Origin of the sequence: Geothrix limicola, assembly GCF_030268085.1 — a bacterium.
Taxonomy (GTDB): domain Bacteria; phylum Acidobacteriota; class Holophagae; order Holophagales; family Holophagaceae; genus Geothrix; species Geothrix limicola.
Map to the genome: position 1 here is coordinate 160,926 of NZ_BSDE01000002.1, position 18,680 is coordinate 179,605.

Below are 18,680 nucleotides of genomic sequence, written 5' to 3' on the forward strand. Positions count from 1 at the left end.
GCTCAGAAATTCTTGAGGAACAGGTCGATGTCGTTGTCATCCACCAGGCCGTCGCCGTTGAGATCCGACGCGGACAGGTAGGCATTGGTTCCATCAATGGGCGTGGCACCATTCCACGCCTGGCAGATGCGGGCCAGATCCAGCACGTCGACGATGCCGTTGCTGGTCGTGTCACTGGAGCGGGGCGCCACGGTGAAAGTCACCGTCACGGACTTGGTGGGGTCGGCGACGCTGGTGGCGGTCACCGTCGCGGTTCCGGCGTGGACGGCCTTGAAGACACCCGCGGCGGAGATGGGCCCGCCGGTGGCCGTCCAGGTCACGGCCGTGTTGGTGCTTCCGGTCACCGTGGCCGTGAAGGTCGCACTACCACCGACCTTGATCGAGCTCGGGGTTCCGGCGATCGTCACCGTCACCGGGGCCGGAGCGTTCGTCACGGTCACGGTGGCCGTGGCGGTCTTGGTCTGATCGGCCACGGAAGTCGCGGTGATGGTCACGGTCTGGGCCGTGGCCGGTGCCGTGAAGACGCCCCCCAAGGTGATGGTTCCGGCCGAGGCCGTCCAATTCACGCCCGTATTGATGCCGCCGGTCACCGTGGCCGTGAAGGCCTGGGTGCCGTTCACCTGCACCGTCGCGGTGGCGGGACTCACGCTGACGGCGACGGCGTTCACGGTGAAACTCACCGTCGCCGACTTCGTGGGGTCTGCGACGCTGGTGGCCGTCACGGTGGCCGTGCCCGAGGCGGTCGCGGTGAACACGCCTCCGGTGGTGGTGATGGTGCCGCCGGTGGCCGTCCAGGTCACGGCCTGATTGCTGCTACCGCTCACCGAGGCCACGAAGGTGGCGCTTTCCCCCAACTTGAGCGAGGTCGGCGTGCCGCCAATGGACACGGACACGACCGGGGCGGCCGTCACCGTCACGGTGGCCGAGGCGCTCTTGGTGGGATCGGCCACGGAAGTCGCGGTGATGGTCACGGTCTGGGCCGTGGCCGGGGCCGTGAAGACGCCCGCCGATGTGATGCTGCCCGCCGAAGCCGTCCAGTTCACCGCGTTGTTGGCGGTGCCACTCACGGTCGCCGTGAAGGTCTGGGTGCCGTTCGCCTGGACCGAGGCCGTGGCCGGGCTCACAGTCACCGCGATGGCCGGAACCACCGTCACAGTGGCCGAGGCGCTCTTGGTGGGATCGGCAACGGAAGTCGCGGTGATCGTCACGGTCTGAGCCGTGGCCGGGGCCGTGAAGAGGCCCGCCGACGTGATGCTACCCGCCGAGGCCGTCCAGTTCACGGCGTTGTTGGCGGTGCCACTCACGGTGGCCGTGAAGGCCTTGGTGCCGTTCGTCTGGACGGTGGCCGTGGTCGGGCTCACGTTCACCGAGATGACCGGAGCCACCGTCACGAGGGCCGAGGCGCTCTTGGAGGGATCGGCAACGGAGGTCGCAGTGACGGTCACCGTCTGGGCCGTGGCCGGGGCCGTGAAGACGCCTGCCGACGTAATGCCGCCCGCTGTGGCTGTCCAGGTGACGCCCGTATTGGCGCTGCCGCTCACGGTGGCCGTGAAGGCCTGGGTGCCGTTCACCTGGACGGTAGCCGTGGCCGGGCTCACGCTGACGGAGACCACTTGGATCGAGGTAATCGTCAGTTTGGCCACGCGGGATGTGAGGGCGCCGCCCTGGTAGGTGACGACCACGTAGAAGGTCGCGTTATTGTCGGCATCCGCCGTGGTCAGGGCGTAGCTGCTTGAGGTGGCCCCCTGGATCGCGACGTTGTTGCGGTACCACTGGTAGCTGAGGCCGCTGCCGTTGACGACGATGGAGAAGGAGGCCTGGGCGCCGGAGGCCACGGCCACGTCGACGAGGTCCGTCGTGATGGTGGGGGCAGGCGCGGCGGTGAAGTAGAGCTTGGCGTCGGCGAAATCGCCGTGATCACTGTTGATGCCATCCCCGCCGTCCGTGACGATCAGGTCCAGGGTGTTCACGCCGGAGGTGTTCACGTCGATGGCCAAGGGCGCGTCAGAGGCGTGGACCACGGGGCTGGTGTAGAGGACGTTGCCGTCCCCCTTCACGATGAAGGACACGGTCGCAGCCGTGTTGGTGCTGCCGACTTCACCGTCGATGCCGGCCGTGGCGGTGAAGCGCGGATACTGACCGTTGAGCTGGTACGTCGCATCCGCCGTCGCATGAAGGCCTAAGCCGCGGAGGTAGGTCGTGCCTCCGACCGTCAAGGGATTACCGTCGATGCTCTTGTCCTTCACGGGAGTGCCCCAGCCCACGACGAGCGAGGACCAATTCAAATCGGTGAGGTAGATATAGCTGTAGGTCGTGGTGGTGAGCACCGCATTGTTCGAAGTCACCGATCCCGCGCTGTTCGACACCACCACGCTGTATGTGGCGCCGTTATCCGCATCGACCGTGGGAGGAGTGCTGTAGGTGGGAGCATTGGCGCCGGGGATGGCGACGCCGTTCTTCATCCACTGGTAGTTGAGGACGCCGCCATCGGCCACGACGCTGAAGCTGGCGGGCTGGCCGACTTCCACCGTCACCGACTGGGGTTGCGTGGAAATGGAGGGTGCCCACTGGCTCTGCACGGTCAGCGTGGCCGAAGCCGAGACCGCTCCGCCCTTGGTGTTGCTGATCTTCACGTCATAGGCCGCGTTGTTGTCGGCCGAGGTCGCCGTGAACGTGTAGGGATTCGCCGTGGCTCCAGGAATGTCCACACCGTTTCGCTGCCACTGATAGTGGAGATTGCCGCCCAGGGCCGAGACCTTGAAGGTGGCGGGAGACCCCGAACGGACGGTCGCGGAAACGGGCTGGACCAGGAAGGATGGCGCAGTCTCGATGACCTTCAGCCAGAGTTTCGCGTCGGCCCAATCGGCCTTGGGGCTGTTGTTCACCGTGCTGTTCTCGACGATCAGCGTCAGCGTCTGAGCGCCGGTGATGTCGACATTCACCGGCATGGGGGCCATGCCGTTCGAGAAGGGGGCGCTGCGGTAGACTTCGACCCCGTCCGCCTGCACCACGAAGGTCACCGTCCCGGTATCGCTGCCATCCAGACCGCAGAGGGCGGAGAAGGCCTGGTAGACGCCGCCCACGTTGTAGACCACCTTGGAAGGCGAGGGCGCATCGATGCCGCGCGTATAGGTGGTCCCACCCAGCGTGATGGCGGTTCCGTTGACGGTCTTGTCCTTGATCATCGTGCTGTAGGCCGCGGTGGCCGAGGTCCAGTCCAGATCCGTGGCGTAGTCGTAGTTCAGTGAAGGCACCGCCACCGGCAGCGGCTTCGTGGTGGCCGTGCTTCCGTCGGAAAGCTTCGTCACCAGCAGGGTCACCGTCAGCGCGTGGGCGTTGATGTCGGGCTTGATGGCGCCCGTCAGATCCAGAACACTGGTATCGCTGCAACTGGCCACGGCCACCGTGAATCCGGGAGGCACCAGGGCCGGGCTTGTCAGGTTGAGTTGCGTATCTGCGCGGTGGGGCTGGTTCACTCCCACGATGCGCGCCGCCGCCAATGCCGCCGTGTCCGGCGTCTTTCCGGGCACCATCACCACCTGGTAGTCGGTCTGGGCCACGCTGCTGTCGGGCGCCGTGACATCCAGCACCACCTGCACAGGCTCATCGAAATCCGGCGGCGTGATGGCGCCGTTCAATCCCACCAGGCCCGGATTGCTGGTCTTGCGGACCGACACCTGATAGTCAGCCGGAACCGCCGGGAACACCAGCGCCGTCGCATCCTGCGCGGGCGCCTGCAGCTTCATCGAGACGGCCGTGGAAGCTGCCGTTTCCGTCGCCGCGCTGCTTCCCTTGTGCAGGACGGCATTGCCGAAATCCACAAAATTGTTCTGGGTTCCCGTTCCGCCGTCGGCCACCTGGATCGTCAGCGTGTTGGCGCCGCTCACATCGAGGTTCAGGGGCACCACCGGGGCCGAACCGATCAGCGTCGTGGTCGAAATGACCGTGCTGTCCTTCAGGATGGTGACAACGGCGTTGCCGTGGCCGCCGGCACCGGCATCCAGACCCAGGTCGGCCGTGAACCGCGAGTAGCCGCCGCCCAGCGCGTAGGTCAAGGTGTTCCCAGCGGCGGTTCCCAGGCCTTTGCCGTAGGGCTTCAGGCCCAGCATGATGATGTCGTGCTTGCCGTTGTTGATGGTCTTGACGGCACCGTCCTTCACCGGAGCCACCGTCGCCGAGGCTGGCGTGAGGTCGCCCAGGTAGTCGTAGCCCAGGTTCACCGTCGGCACCTGGACCACGGAGGTCTGTCCCGGCGCCAGCGTCACGTTCACGTAGACCACCTGGCGGCCGTTCAGGTCCATGCTCTGGGTCGCCGTCGAGACGTTGTCCACCTCAAGGCTTGATTCGAATCCGTAGAAGCTTGCCTGCCAGGTGATCGCCGCACCGGTGGTGTTGGTCACCGTCGTCTTGGTGTTGCCGTCATGGCGCACCTTGAGCTTATTCTGGCCCACGGGGATGTTCGCCACCTCCACCCAGGGCACTTCATCCGTCAGGCGCGGCAGGGTGCGGACCGTGTTGGCCTCCATCTGGCCCTGCACGCCCATCATGCCGTTCACGATGTTGGCCACCATGACGTACGACACTTCCGGGTAGGGGCTGCCGCTGTACATGTCGTACTTCAGCCAGTACCAGCCCAATTCACTACGGCCGTAGTTGAACATCGCCTCCGGATAGTAGGTCGTGGATTCGATGTTGGTGGGATCCAGATACGTGCTGGTGTGGATCCATTCCGTGTGGAGCGCGTCGCGTGCGCCCAAGTCCCCCAGGCCCGTGTGCGACACCAGAAGGCTACTCTCGTGGCCCCAGGTCGTGCTGTAGTTGCCCGCCGTGTCGAACCCGCGGATGTAGCGGTGGACGGTCCAGTCGTACCACTGGTCGTGGAACTTCTGCCGCAGCGCCGCCGCCTTGTCCAGGTAGGCCTGGCCGCTGGAATCCCCCTGATACAGCAGCGCCTTGCCCAGGTTCTGCATGGACTGGACCTGGTAGCCGAAGCTGTCCGAGGCCTCGATGAAGTTGTCCGCCGCCTGCTCCCAGTAGGTGGCCAGCTGGATGTGCTCTTCGGCGATGCCATTGCCGTTCTGATCCTGAAGGTCGTTGAACGTCTTCCCGACACTCTTCTCCGCTTCGGTCTTATCCGCATCCGCCAGTTGCGCGAAGGACGTGTGCAGGCCCAGCTGGTACTTCCGGATTTCGGGGTCATTCAGGTAGCGGCTGTCTCCCGTCCAACGGAAGAGGTTCCACATCCGCGAGGCCACGTCGAAGGGCATCGCCAGCTCGCGCCAATCGGAATCCATGTAGAAGGGATCACCGTAGAAGCTGTACGACCACTTGGGCCAGCCGATGTTGCCGTAACCGCCAGCTCCCGGCGTTGCGCCATTCGCATTCGCGCCAGCGGCGTACCAGTACATCATCGTGAAGTTTTCTTTATCCAGGCCCAGCAGGTGCGCGCCCGCCGTGGAGTGCGAGATGTCGCGGGAGCAGAAACATTCACGGCCGCGAGACGGATTATTCATGAAGGTCGAGGCAGGCGCATACGTGCCCCAGTAGGCCGCCAGCGGCGCCGAGGCCATGAAGCCACTGGTGCCATCCAGGGGGTCCGTGACGGGAATCTGGGTTCCAGTGAGCAGGACGTAGTTGGAATCCAGTCCCACCGCCGTCACAACCACGGTGTAGACCGCGCCGTTATCGGCGGCCGTCACCGGGGGTGTCGTATAGGTCGCTCCGAAGGCGCCAAAGATGGCCTGGCCATTTTTCTTCCACTGATAGGTCAGATTGCTTCCCGTGGCACCCACGGTGAAGGTCGCCCGCTGGCCCGGCGCCACCATCTGGGAACTCGGCTGGGCCGTGATCACCGGTGCCTGGAAGGGCATGACCTGACGTGCGGCCGGCGTCGAGGAAGGCGTCGAGCTTCCCCCCGCCCCTGCCGTCACCGTCAGCGTGACCGCATTCGACGTCACCGAACCCGAACCGTCATAGCGGAAATCCACGCGATGCTGCGGTTCCTCATCGTGGGCCACGTAGCCGTTGGTCACCACCAGCTTCAGGGCCCAGGTCTTGGCCCGGTTGAACGAGGACACGAGATCCGCATTGGCCGAATTCAGCGTCAGGTCGCTCGTGGGCGTGGCTGGCGGAAATGCCCCCTGCCCCGCCATCGGCAGGGAGGAGAGAGCTGCGAGCATCAAGGCAAGCTTGGTGATGCCCTTGGGGCGGGTCACATGGGTCATAAGGCCTCCTCAGAACGACGGATGGGCAAAGCCGGGGGACGCGAGAGCGCGTCACACAATCGGGAGCCGGGAGTCTTTCCAAGGACAGGTCGAGCCGGCTCTCACCTGTCCAGGCTGTCAAGGTGCGTATTCAGTATCTGAAATATTACATTTTGAACACACTTCGGCAAGCAAATTTTCGACTCTTTTTTTACCCAATTACAAGTTTCACAAGCCCTTCAAGGTCCTGCAGATAGACGCCATTCAAAATTAAAGTTTTGGGCGCTTGCCATCATCGCGACCCAAAACCCCAACGCACGTATGTGATCAGAGCTGGCAAATGAGCCGCCCGACGGTCGGCGTGCCGATCCGACACTCCATGGGCACTCGCGCGGGTGGCCGGAATCGCCCCCGCCCTCTCACGGGGACCTCCGTCCGCCCCTCCCCGCCCAAAAGGGCGATCCAAATTATTTCTTTTTCTTTTTTTTCACAGGTCCAAATCCATTGGACCGGTGTTTGGACCGAGCCCACCCCTTTTCTGGAGCCATCTGATCCCTTGCAGCGTTGTTTTGGGGAATTTGATGTATCAGATTTCTGCTAGAGTTCACAGACTTTTCTCAGACACCCATCCACCAGAGGTTTCCATGCAACCAAAACACACTTTCGGCCTCGGCGCGGTCGCGCTCACCCTGGTCGGCAGCCTCAGCGTGGGCTGCGGCGGCGGCAAGTCGGATCCCAGCAAACCAGCCCCCACCCTCACCGGCTTCTCCCCCGCCTCCGGCTGGGAAGGCGACACGGTTACCCTCAGCGGCCACGCCTTCACGGGCGCCACCTCCATCACCATCAACGGCCTGGCCGCGACGGACCTGAAGGTGCTCTCGGATACGAGCGCCACGGCCACCGTGCCCAAGGGCGCCACCTCGGGACCGATTCGCATCCAGACACCCGGCGGCTCCGCGACCTCGACCCAGTCTTTCCAGATGCTCCAGCTGACTCTGGCCGATGTCGCACCTGCCACGGGCTGGGAAGGTGACACCATCACCCTGACCGGAACCGGATTCACCGGCGCCACATCTGTCGCCTTCAACGGGACGGCCGCTGCCAGCTTCCAGGTCGCGTCCGACACGCAGATCAAGGCCATGGTCCCCGTCGGCGCCACCAGCGGGACAGTGACTGTCCAAACGCCCCATGGAACCACCACCTCGGGTTCGCCCTTCCAGGTGCGCCATGTGGCCCTGACCAGCTTCGCCCCCGCCGCCGGATGGGAGGGCGACACGGTCACCCTCACGGGCACGGGTCTCACCGGCACCACGGCCGTCAGCTTCAACGGGCTTGCCGCGGCCAGTTTCGTCGTCGTGTCCGACACGCAGATCACGGCGGCGGTCCCCGTCGGCGCTTCCACCGGTGCCCTGACCCTTCAGACGCCCCACGGAACCGCCCAGTCCTCCCAGGCCTTCCAGGTAAACCTGCCCAGCGCCTCGCCCTGGATCGAAACCTTCTCGCCCACCTCCGGCCTGCCCGGCGACACCATCCGCATCACGGGTTCCTACCTCAGCGGGGTCAGCGGCATCAAGATCGGCGGTGTTGCAGCCACCACTTTCACGGCGCGGACCCCGAACACCCTCGATGTGGTGGTGCCCGCGGCCGCACAGACCGGGAAAATCACCTTGACTTCAGCCGGCGGCCCCGCGAGCAGCGCCGACGACTTCCACCTGATGAGCGGGCAGCTCCTCCTGAACCCTGACTTCGAGCAGGGCTTTACGGCCTGGCAGGGAACCGCGGGGGCCGTGATCGACGCCTTCCAGGGCAAGTACGGAACGAGCCCGCGCAGCGGGCATTTCTACGGCCACCTCGCGGGAGAGACGGGCACCCAGACCCTCTTCCAGACCGTGACCATCCCCACCGACGTCACCGACGCCCAGCTGTCGCTGTGGCTGGCGCTGGAAACCCTGGAGCAGGGCCCCGCGGACACCCTCAACCTCAAGATCAGGGATGCCAACGGTGCGCTCATCAGCCTTTTGAAGACCTGGGACAGTGGGACAGCCAGCCAGGATTGGACGAACTTCACCTTCGACCTCTCGGCGTTCAAGGGGCAGACCATCCAGGTCTATTTCGAAAGCCTGCAGACGGATTCGACACCGAACGTCGCTGACGGATCCTCCTGGTGGATCGACGATGTGACATTGAATGTCAGTTTCCCCGCCACCTCGCGCCCGCCCGCCGTCTCAGGCTTCGCCCCGGCCGCGGGCTTCCCCGGCATCACCTGGGTGACCCTGAGCGGGACCAACCTCATCGGCACCACGGGGGTGCAATTCAACGGTACCTCCGCCACTCAAATCCAGCAGGTGGACGCTTCCACCGTGCGCGCGCTCGTCCCCGCGGGCGCGACCTCTGGCCCCATCACCGTGACCACCACCCATGGTCCGGCGGCCAGCACCGGGTCCTTCAATGTCAGCACACCCGTGGCCAATCTGCTGCTCAACGGCGATTTCGAGCAGGGCCCCGTCGGCTGGGATCAGAACGTCTTCCTCAGATCGGGCATCAACTACTACGTGCCGTCGCCCCACAGCGGACTGGCCTACGGCTACCTCGGCTATTACGGCAAGGACGCCACGGACTGGACCAGCCAGGTGGTGAGTATTCCGGCAGGCGTCCAGGCCACCCTCAGCTACTGGCTCATCATGGGCACCTTCGAGGATACGGCGCGCGACACCTACGAGGTGCGCATCGAAGATCCCGTCAGCGGCGCGATCCTCGGCACCGAGCAGAAGCTCACCTGCCAGAACGGCCCCCTCGGTTGGACCCAGTATTCCCTGGACCTCAGCAAGTACGCCGGCCAGCAGGTGCGCATCCGCTTCACCTCCATCGAAGTGGGCGACCGGCCCACCTACTGGTTCATCGACGACGCGGGCCTCTACGTGACGGGCGCAGCCTCGGCCGTGCTTCCCACCGCCACCAGCATCACGCCCGCCTTCGGTTTCGCCGGCGAGACTTTCGTCACGCTGAGCGGGACCAATTTGTTCGGTGTGAAGAGCGTCAGCTTCAACGGCACGCTCGCGAAGAATGTGACCAATGGATCCAACGGGCTCGTCGTCCAGATCCCCGCCGGCGCCACCAGCGGTCCCATCACGCTCACCACCGACCACGGCATCGGCACCACGGCGCCCTTCGAGGTGGCCCAGCCCGTGGCCAACCTCATCGTCAACGGCGACATGGAAACGGGGGCCCAGGCCTGGACTCCCGCGGACTATGTATTCAACGCCAAGACCTACACCAATTCTCCCCTGGCCGACGCGCACAGCGGGCTCTGCTATGGCTACGTGGGCGGCATGGGCACTGACTTCGTCGACACGATGGATCAGACGCTGGACATTCCCGCCGGGACGACGCGCGCCACTCTTACCTACTGGCTGGGCCGTACCACGGATGAAACCACGGCCCGGGACACCTTCCAGATCCAGATCCTGGACGCCGCGGATGGCACCACGCTCCTGGGCACCGCCCAAACCATCGACTGCCTTTCCGGCCCCGGCGACTGGGCCTATGAAATGGTCGACCTCACGCCCTGGAAGGGGAAGAAGGTCATCCTGCGTTTCGCCAGTGTGGAAGTGGGGGACAAGCAGACCAGCTGGGTCTTCGATGATGTGAAGGTCTACGTGGAGGGCGCCTCGCTGGCCATTCCTCCCGCCGTGACGTCTCTGCTTCCGGCCTCCGGATTGGCGGGCCAGACGGTGGTGCACATCAAGGGCTCCAAGCTCTACAGCACCACCCGCGTGGACTTCAACGGCGTGGCCTGCACGGACTGGAGCCTCATCGGCGAGGACGAGCTCCTGGCCACCGTGCCGGTCGGCGCCACGTCCGGCACCGTGACCGTCACCACCAGCCATGGAAACGTCGCGGCCGGTACCTTCACCGTCACGCCCTGCATCGGCGACATCCTGGTGAACGGCGGCTTCGAGGCCGGCACCCAGGGCTGGACCGCCGCCAAGGACGTCATCTTCACCTACAATCCGGCCAGCAAATCGCCCCGCCCCGCCCAGGTTCAGCCGCGCACCGGCTCAGGCGAGGCCGCCATCGGGGGCACCAGCACCCTGGCCCAGAGCGTGACCATTCCCGCCAGCGCCACGGCCGCCCGCTTCAGCTTCTGGATGGCCGCCGACTCGGCCTGGGCCGCCACGCCGACGGATGCCCTCTCCGTGGTCATCCGGGATGGGGCCGGCAACCTCCTGCCCAACGGCGCCCTGCTCACCGTGAATGGGGATGGCGGCCACGAGCGCACCTGGTGGCCCTATGAGGTCGATCTGTCGGCCTTCGCGGGACAGACGGTCACCGTCAGCCTGGAAGCCAATGCCAAGCAGGTGAAGTACTACTTCGACGATGCCCGGCTCTACCTGGTGGGTGCCACGAACCCCGCCATCACGCGCATCGATCCCGCCAGCGCTGTCCCGGGCCAGACCTACGTGACCCTCACGGGCAGCAATTTCATGGGCCGTCCCCAGGTCACCTTCAACGGCATCGCCTCGACGGAGGTGAAGGTGCAGGATGCCACCCACGTGGTGGCCCTCGTGCCCGCGGGCGCCACCGCCGCGGGTCCCATCGTCCTCACGTCGGGAACCTCCGCGGCCACCAGCCCCCAGAACCTGGTGCTGGCCGACGGCAACCTCCTCACCAATTCGTCCTTCGAGGCCGGTTCGCTGGGCTGGGAACCCTCCTGGAACAGCTATGACTTCTTCGGCCCCTACGGCGGCAGCCTGCCTCCCGCCCGCTCCGGCCACTGGGAAGGCTGGGTCGGCGGATTCGGCGGCGACAAGGTGGATTTCCTCGCCCAGGAAGTCCTGATCCCCAACTCGGTGAAGACCGCGGAGCTGCGCTTCTGGCTGCAGGTCAGCACCGACGATGCGGCCGGCAAGGACCAGTTCAAAGTCCGGGTCCTGGATCCCCTGACCCAGGCCCCCCTGGACGGTGGCGAGCTCAAGACCATCGGATGCCAGGATGGCTACCACACCTGGACCCTCGTCACGCTGGACATGACGCCCTTCAAGGGCAAGTTGGTGCGCCTGTCCCTGGAAAGCCAGGAGCACAAGAGCACCCTCGCCACCGCCGCCGATGCCACCTCCTGGTTCATCGAGGATGTGGAAATGGTCTACACGGGAACGGGCCCCTCGGCCCTTCCGGCGATCCAGGCCATCAGCCCGAGCAGCGGCATCGCCGGCGAAACGACCGTGAACATCTTCGGATCCAACTTCACCGGCGCCACGGGCGTTTCCATCAACGGTGTGCCTGCGCCGAACTGGACGCTGGTGGGCCCCTCGCTCATCACGGTGGCCGTGCCTGCCACGGCCACCTCCGGCCCCATCAGCGTGCAGCTGCCTTCGGGCTCCATCACCAGCCCGACGAACTTCACGGCCCTGGAGCACACGCCCACACCGACGAACCTGCTGCCGTCCCGCGGCCCCGTCGGCACCCTGGTCGTGGTGGAGGGTAAGTATCTGGATCACACGACCCTCATCCTGCTGGGCAACCTGTCGGTGCCCTTCCGGGTGGACAGCCCCAACCAGCTGCGGATGTGGATCCCTTCCGGCGCCACCACGGGCCAGGTCCGCTTCTTCAACCACAGCTCCGCGGGCCAGGCCAACGGCGGCACCTTCACCGTCGATGCGGCCGCCAGCCCCGTCTCCGTGTTCCTCGACGAGGTCATTCTCAGCCAGGGCACCCAGAACCCCCAGGGCGACGTGCCCCTCGTGCAGAACCGCTCCACCCTGCTGCGGGCCGTGGTGCGCGCCAACGGCACCAACAGCCTGAAGCCCCAGGTGAAGTTCACCCTGAAGGACGGCAAGGGCAACCTGCTGCTGGAGCAGGTGGTGGACGCGCCCCAGTGGGACGTTCCCGAGACCGTGGACTTCGCGGATGTGAACGCCACCTGGAACCTGCGAGTCCCCGCCAACCTCATGGCGGCCGACACGACCCTCCTCGTGACCCTGGATCCTTCCGGCAGCATCCCCGCCGTGGATCCCGGCCACCGCACCTGGCCCGCGGATGGGCAGCCCCTGGCGCTGGCGCCGAAGGATACCAAGACCTTCTCGGCCTACTTCGTGCCCGTGCAATACACCCACAAGGCCGATGGCAAGACCTACACCGGCATCCTGGGCGACACCCAGGTCAACCACAGCCTGGCCGACTACACGACGGGCATCAGTCGCGTCTGGCCCCTGCCCGACGCCCTGGACGTGCAGTCCCACGATGTGTTCGTGTCCGCCGCCGATCCCGGCGCCAACTATGAGTCCGGCACCTGGGAGCAGGTGCTCACCGAACTCCTCGCCCTCCGCGTGGCCGAGAAGCACCCCGAGCGCTACTACTACGGCATCATCGACCCCTGGTTCTGGTCCGGCGGCACGGGCATGGCCTTCCTCGCCAGCCCGGTGGCCATGGGCACCGACTGGGACTACCGCCCCGGCGGATCCACCTTCAACTACCTGGCGGGCACCGTGGACCACGAGCTCGGCCATAGCCTCAGCCGGCGCCACAGCCCCTGCGGCGGCGCCGGAAGCCCCGATCCCGACTACCCGTATGCGGATGGAAGCATCGGCGTCCCCGGCTACGACCTCTGGGCCCAGGCCGGCCAGCCCGTGAACTACGATCCGTCCAACACGGCCGACGTCATGGCCTACTGCGGCTACACCTGGGTCTCCGACTACTGCTACAAGAAGGTCCTGGACTACCGCCTCAGCGGCCAGGATCCCACGATCAGTACACCGGCTCCCGGTGCGGCGGCGCAGGATTGCCTCCTGGTCTGGGGCACGATGACCGATGGCGTGATGACCCTCAACCCCGGGTTCAGCCTCCAGACGATGCCCACCGCGCCCGAGAAGGGTGCCACCTACAAGGTGGAACTGCTGGACGCCGCGGGCGGCGTCATCGGGCAGGCCAAGTTCGAGCCCAAGCCCAGCTGCGAAAACGGTGGAAGGTCCATGGGCTTCGCCCTCGCCGTGCCCCTGACCGCCTCCAAGGCAGGTGCCACCGGCGCCACGAACGGAAACCCCGCCCTTCCCGCGCTGTCGGGCCTCCGCGTCACGCGCAACGGGGAAACCCTCGCCGCCCGTGAGGTCCCGAAGGGCGCCACGGCTCAGGAGGCCCTTGCTTCAGGCGCCAGCGCCTCCAGTGCGGCCGCCAACGCCTTCACCCTCAAGGAAGGCGGTGTCCGCTTCACCTGGGACGCCACCAAGTACCCGATGGCGATGATCCGCAATGACAAGGGCCAGGTCATCGCCTTCGCCCGCGGCGGCGCCATCGACCTGCCCACCCAGAGCCGGCGCCTGGAGGTGGACTTCTCCGACGGCGCCACCAGCTTCAAGCAGGCGATCGACGTCCAGTAGACCGCCGCGATCCGATGCGACAGGCCCCCGTCCGGGGGCCTGCCCATGTACCTCTGTGGGTTCAGCTCACGGTAGTCCGAATGATCTATATCAATATTTCATTCATCTTACATAAAAATATTTCGTGGCGTTTTTCATTTGAGGAGCCCATGATGACGGCCTCAAAGCCCATTCCCTGGATGGGGAGAAGGAGGTGGATATGTTTCGGATGCATCGATCTTTCGCGCTGGTCAGTGGTCTGGGCCTGGCCTTATTCCTCGGTTGCGGCGGATCCGGAAGCAGCCGGACGTCCGGTATGGGGACTTCGGCCACCATGAACGTGCACCTCGTCGACGGCCCCATCGCGGGCTTCCAGGAGGTCAATGTCAACATCCAGAAGGTGGAAATCAACAGTGCCGGGACCTGGACCACCCTCGGCACTCCGAACAGGACCGTGAACCTGCTGAACCTCGTGGGCGGCGTGGACGAGACGCTGATCTCGGGTGCCACCCTGCCCGCGGGCCAGTACGGGCAGATGCGGCTGATCCTCGGTTCGGGCAACACCGTCAAGCTGTCGGATGGCACCGTGCAGCCCCTGAAGGTGCCCTCGGGCATGGAAAGCGGCATCAAGCTCATCGTGAACTTCGACGTGGCCGCGGGCACCACGAAGGATGTGTGGATCGACTTCGACGCCGCCCATTCCATCCAGGTCATCATGGCCGGTGCCTCGGGCCAGTACATCCTCCGCCCCACCATCTGGGCCTTCGATAAGCTCGTCACCGGATCCATCCACGGCGTGCTGACCGATGCGGCCGGAGGCGCGCCCCTGGCCGGCGCGACGGTCTACGCCGAAGGGTTCGACGGCTCGGGCAACGCCTTCCTCGCCCGCACCACCACCACCGACGCGACCGGCGCCTACACGCTGGATCTTCTGCCCGTGGGCTCGACCTACTACGTGGTCAGCCAGCCCGTGCTCGGATCCACCACCCTCACGGTCTACGACGCCAAGGCCAGCGACGGCTTTGCGCTGAGCGCCGCGACGCCGGTCTTCACCTACAGCGCCGCGTTCACCGCCGACACGGCCGTCGGAGGCGTGTCCGGAAACCTGACCCCTCTCGCCACGAGCAGCCAGAGCGATCAGGTCCGCCTTTTCCAGTCCCTGAGCACGTCCAGCGGCAACCACACCTTCATTCTGCGCAGCGGCATGGCCACCGCGGGGACTTCTACGGAAACCTACGGCTTCACCTCCTTGCCGGCGGGTTCGTACAGCCTTCAGGCCCTGCGCGCCACCTTGAACCTGGATGGCACGACCACGATCACGTCCTCCACGGTCCAGCCCGCCACGGTCACCGCCGGGGCGACGGCCACCGTGAACCTGACGCTCTGAGCCTTCGGTCTTCGGGCGCTCAGCGCCAGTGGCCCTCGATCCAGTACCATCCGCGCTCGTGCCGTTCCCAGTGGCCGTCCTCCCAGACGACGCTGGGGCGCGGCCTCACGTGATAGTAGCCGGGCACCCAGACATAGCCGCGGCCCTCCCAGCTCCAGTGGCCCGCCACCCAGTAGTGGTCCCGCGAGGGCGGTTCGGAAACCCGCTCGTAGCGCACCGGCGGGGGTTCGCGCTCGACATAGGTGTAGCGGACCACGGGAACCGGCGCGATCACGGCCACCCGGCCGCGCGGCGTCACCACGCAGGCCGTGCTGAGCAGCCCCAGCGCGGCGATGAGGATCATGGAACGATCGGCTTTCATGGCTGTGACTCCGAGAAGAAGACAAGGGCTTGGGAGGCCGGGCCTCCTCATGATTGGAGGTGCTGAACCCGGCGAAGGTTGAGGCCTGGTTCAGCGTCCGCCTTCGAGCATGGGATCAGGACCCCGCCGGCAGCCGCCGCACGGCCAGGATCTTCACCGGCGGCGTGAGGGCCTGGGCCTTCGCGGGGCGGGCCTGAATCTTCCGCACCACCTCCATCCCCTTCACCACGCGCCCGAAGGCCGCGAAGCCCTGCCCATCCGGGTTGCGCCGGCCACCGAAATCCAGCTCCGGCTGGTCGCCCACGCAGATAAAGAAATCGCTGGTGGCGCTGTCCGGCGTGTCCCGGGCCATGGAGAGGGTACCGTCCACGTGCTTCAGGCCCGTGTCGCGGGTGCGCTCCAGCGGAATGGGCGGGAAGTCCCGGTCCTCGCGCGCCGCGCCGCCCTGGATCACCTCGATCTTCACCTTGTTCTGGGGCTGGTTGTCTGGCCTCACGGTGCGGTGGAAGCGCCCCTCCTTGTAAGCCCCCGCATCCACGTAGCGCAGGAAGTTCGCCACGGTCCGCGGCGCCTTGGCATCCTCCAGCAGAATTTCCAGGGTGCCGAGCTCGGTCTCGATGGCGACGCGCGACTGCGCCGCCAGAGGAAGGGCCAGCAGGAGAAAGCCGAGCAGGCGGGGAATCATGCGGACTCCGGCAGGAAAGAGGTGTCGCCTTGGATGCCTACAGCCCCAGCGCCTTCGGCAGCCGCGGGCTGGAGATGAGATCGACGAAGACTTCCCAGCGGCGGGCGGGATTCTCGACGGTGCCGCCCTGCTTGATCACCCAGTCCCGCACGAGCTGCTCGCCCAGGTTGTAGTTGATGACGTAGCTGCGGTAGGCGTCGATGAAACGCAGGCGCTGCGCGGCCTGGGCTTCGGTGCGCAGGGAATATTTCACGAGGAAGGCCTCGGCCTGGGCTCGGTCGAGCCGCCCGTCCAGGTAGCCGCGGGCGGCCTCGTTGTCGGCGAAGGCCAGCACCTTCATCTCGGCCTGCACCCGCGCCCAGGATTCGGCGTCACGGGGATCCAGACCCGCGAGCGGGAACAGCACGTCGCGCTCGAAGGCCAGGCGCTCCTGGCCCGGGAAGGCCACCTCGATGCCGAAGTTGGCGGTGCCTTCGGCGATGAGGGACTGGGGCGAGAACAGCGGGTAGACCGTGAATTCCACCCAGCCTCGTCCTTGGGCGTAGCGCTGTTCCAGCAGTGCGTTGTAGACGTGGTGGCCCGGATAGCCTTCGTGGGCCGCCAGATCCAGGGCCCGGTCGATGGACAGCGGCAGGTCCAGGTTCACCTGGATCACCGAGTTCCCGCCGCCCTGGTACCAGTTGTAGGCCGACCAGGGCTTGTCCTTCACGTATTCCACGCGGAAGAGGTCGGGGTCGGGCAGGGTGGCGCGGCGCCGCGTGCGCTCGCGGGCCTCCGTGATGGCCGCCTGGAAGACCGCGTCCACGCGATCCACCGGCACGAGGATGCGCTCCCGCAGGCGCTGGTAGCGGTCCTGCACGGAGCCGGAGCCCTGGAGGATGGCGTCCAGCCGCCCCAGGGCCTCCTGCAGGGTGGTTTCAGGCACGTGGGCGGGACGGACCTGGTAGAGCGCCTCGGCCTCGTCATCGAAGCTGAAGGGGTGGCCCGCCAGGTGAGCGAGGCGCGCATCCACGGCGCCGAGCTGACCGAGCAGGTAGTCACGCCGGACGGTTTCCACCGCCGGCACCTCCGCCGCCGCGATGCCCGCCAGCAGCCGCCCCGCCTCGGCCTTCAATTCACCCAGCGGACGCGGCTCGCCGGCATCGGCGGCCGCCTTCAGATCCGCGGGCCCATAGTAGGCGTCCACAAAATTGGCATCGTGGCGGCCCACCGCCAGCACCAGGTTCACGTAGTCGATGGCCCACTTGGAAAGCGACATGGCGTTCGGCTCCTTGCCTTGGAATGTACACGGGATGGGCGTGACGAGGATCCAGGACCTGATGCCTGGGCTCGGCCCAGGCATCAGGTGGGGGAGCACGAGGGGGGACGCAGAGGGCGTGCAGGGTCCGGACGGTCCCCCCGGGTCATGGCAGATGATTCCGTCCTTGATTCGTCATACTGGCCACCGTCATGTCCTCCGATCCCGCCCTTCCACCCAGCCCGCCGCGGCGCATCGCGCACCTGGACATGGACGCCTTCTTCGCCTCGGTGGAGCTGCTCGAACACCCCGAACTTCGCGGACTACCCGTCGTCATCGGGGGAAGGCGCGCGGCGCCGGGCGCCGAAGGGCATCAGCGGCTGAAGACCTACGCGGGCCGCGGCGTCGTCACGACGGCCACCTACGAGGCCCGCGTCTTCGGCGTGCGCTCGGGCATGGGCCTCATGAAGGCCGCCGCGCTGGCGCCGGAGGCCATCCTGCTGCCCACCCACCACGAGGCCTACGGCCGCGTGTCCCGGGCCTTCAAGGCCGCCGTGGCCGAGATCGCGCCGGCCATCGAAGACCGCGGCATCGATGAGATCTACATCGACCTCACGGACCTGCCCGAGGCCTCGCACGACCTCGGGCTGCGCCTGAAGGCGGCGGTGAAGCAGGCCACGGGCCTCACCTGTTCCATCGGCATCACGCCCAACAAGCTGCTCTCGAAGATGGCCTCCGAACTGCAGAAACCCGACGGCCTCACCATCCTCGGCCTGGAGGACGTGCCGACGCGGATCTGGCCCCTGCCCTGCTCGGCCATCAACGGCATCGGGCCCAAGGCCACCGTGAAACTGGAGGCGCTCGGCATCCGCCGCATCGGCGATCTGGCAAAGGCTGATCCCGAGTTGCTGAACGCGCAGTTCGGGCCGAGGTACGGGGCCTGGCTTTCGGAGGTGGCACAAGGGCACGACGAGCGTCCCATCACCATCTTCCGCGAACCCAAATCCATCAGCCGGGAGACCACCTTCGAACGCGACCTGCACGCGCGACAGGACCGCGAAATCCTCTCCCGCATCCTCATCGACCTCTGCGAGCGCCTGGCGCAGGATCTCGTCCGCAAGGGCTACCTGGCCCGCAGCGTCGGCATCAAGCTGCGCTTCGAGGATTTCTCCACCGTCACCCGCGACCACGCCCTGGCCCTGCCCGTCGCCGACGGCGCCGCCCTCCTCGAGGCCGCCCGCAGCAGCCTGAAGCGCGTCACCTTCGACCGCAAGCTGCGCCTCCTGGGCATTCGCGCCGGTTCGCTGATCAGGGCCGACGAGTACCGGGCCCACGCTCCCGACCCCGCACAGGTCTCCGAGCCCGGTCTCTTCGAGGGCCTGGAGGGCTGAACTCAGGGCGAAGAAGGCCGATCGCATCCATGCGTCAGCCATTGTCCATCCGCCTCCTTTAGAG

General features: G+C 66.3%; 7 protein-coding genes. 3 read left to right on the top strand and 4 right to left on the bottom strand.

The window, feature by feature from the left end:
• Positions 1 to 2 precede the first annotated feature (2 nt).
• The gene (locus QSJ34_RS06420) at positions 3 to 6,224 is read right to left on the bottom strand and encodes an NPCBM/NEW2 domain-containing protein (protein ID WP_285571927.1); all 6,222 of its coding nucleotides are present in this window, start codon (positions 6,222 to 6,224) and stop codon (positions 3 to 5) included.
• A gap of 623 nt (positions 6,225 to 6,847) precedes the next feature.
• On the opposite strand from QSJ34_RS06420, the gene QSJ34_RS06425 reads away from it, so the two are divergent.
• Positions 6,848 to 13,576: an IPT/TIG domain-containing protein gene (locus tag QSJ34_RS06425; protein ID WP_285571930.1), complete on the top strand. Its 6,729-nt coding sequence runs from the start codon at positions 6,848 to 6,850 to the stop codon at positions 13,574 to 13,576.
• 208 nt (positions 13,577 to 13,784) lie between these two features.
• On the top strand, positions 13,785 to 14,942 hold the full coding sequence (locus QSJ34_RS06430) for a DUF4382 domain-containing protein (protein ID WP_285571933.1): 1,158 nt from the start codon (positions 13,785 to 13,787) through the stop codon (positions 14,940 to 14,942).
• Positions 14,943 to 14,961: 19 nt separating this feature from the next.
• Here the strand turns inward: QSJ34_RS06430 and QSJ34_RS06435 are convergent, their stop codons facing one another.
• From QSJ34_RS06435 to QSJ34_RS06445, 3 genes are all read right to left on the bottom strand, one after another.
• Positions 14,962 to 15,303 (bottom strand): hypothetical protein, encoded by a 342-nt coding sequence (locus tag QSJ34_RS06435; protein ID WP_285571936.1) that lies wholly within the window; start codon positions 15,301 to 15,303, stop codon positions 14,962 to 14,964.
• A 115-nt stretch (positions 15,304 to 15,418) separates the two neighbouring features.
• Complete coding sequence (locus tag QSJ34_RS06440; RefSeq protein ID WP_285571939.1) at positions 15,419 to 15,988, bottom strand: peptidylprolyl isomerase; 570 nt, start codon at positions 15,986 to 15,988, stop codon at positions 15,419 to 15,421.
• A 37-nt stretch (positions 15,989 to 16,025) separates the two neighbouring features.
• Positions 16,026 to 17,246, bottom strand: a complete 1,221-nt coding sequence (locus QSJ34_RS06445; protein ID WP_285571942.1) for a hypothetical protein — start codon at positions 17,244 to 17,246, stop codon at positions 16,026 to 16,028.
• A gap of 191 nt (positions 17,247 to 17,437) precedes the next feature.
• Here QSJ34_RS06445 and dinB point away from each other — a divergent pair, with 191 nt between their 5' ends.
• Positions 17,438 to 18,616 (top strand): DNA polymerase IV, encoded by a 1,179-nt coding sequence (dinB, locus tag QSJ34_RS06450; RefSeq protein ID WP_285571944.1) that lies wholly within the window; start codon positions 17,438 to 17,440, stop codon positions 18,614 to 18,616.
• Positions 18,617 to 18,680 lie beyond the last annotated feature (64 nt).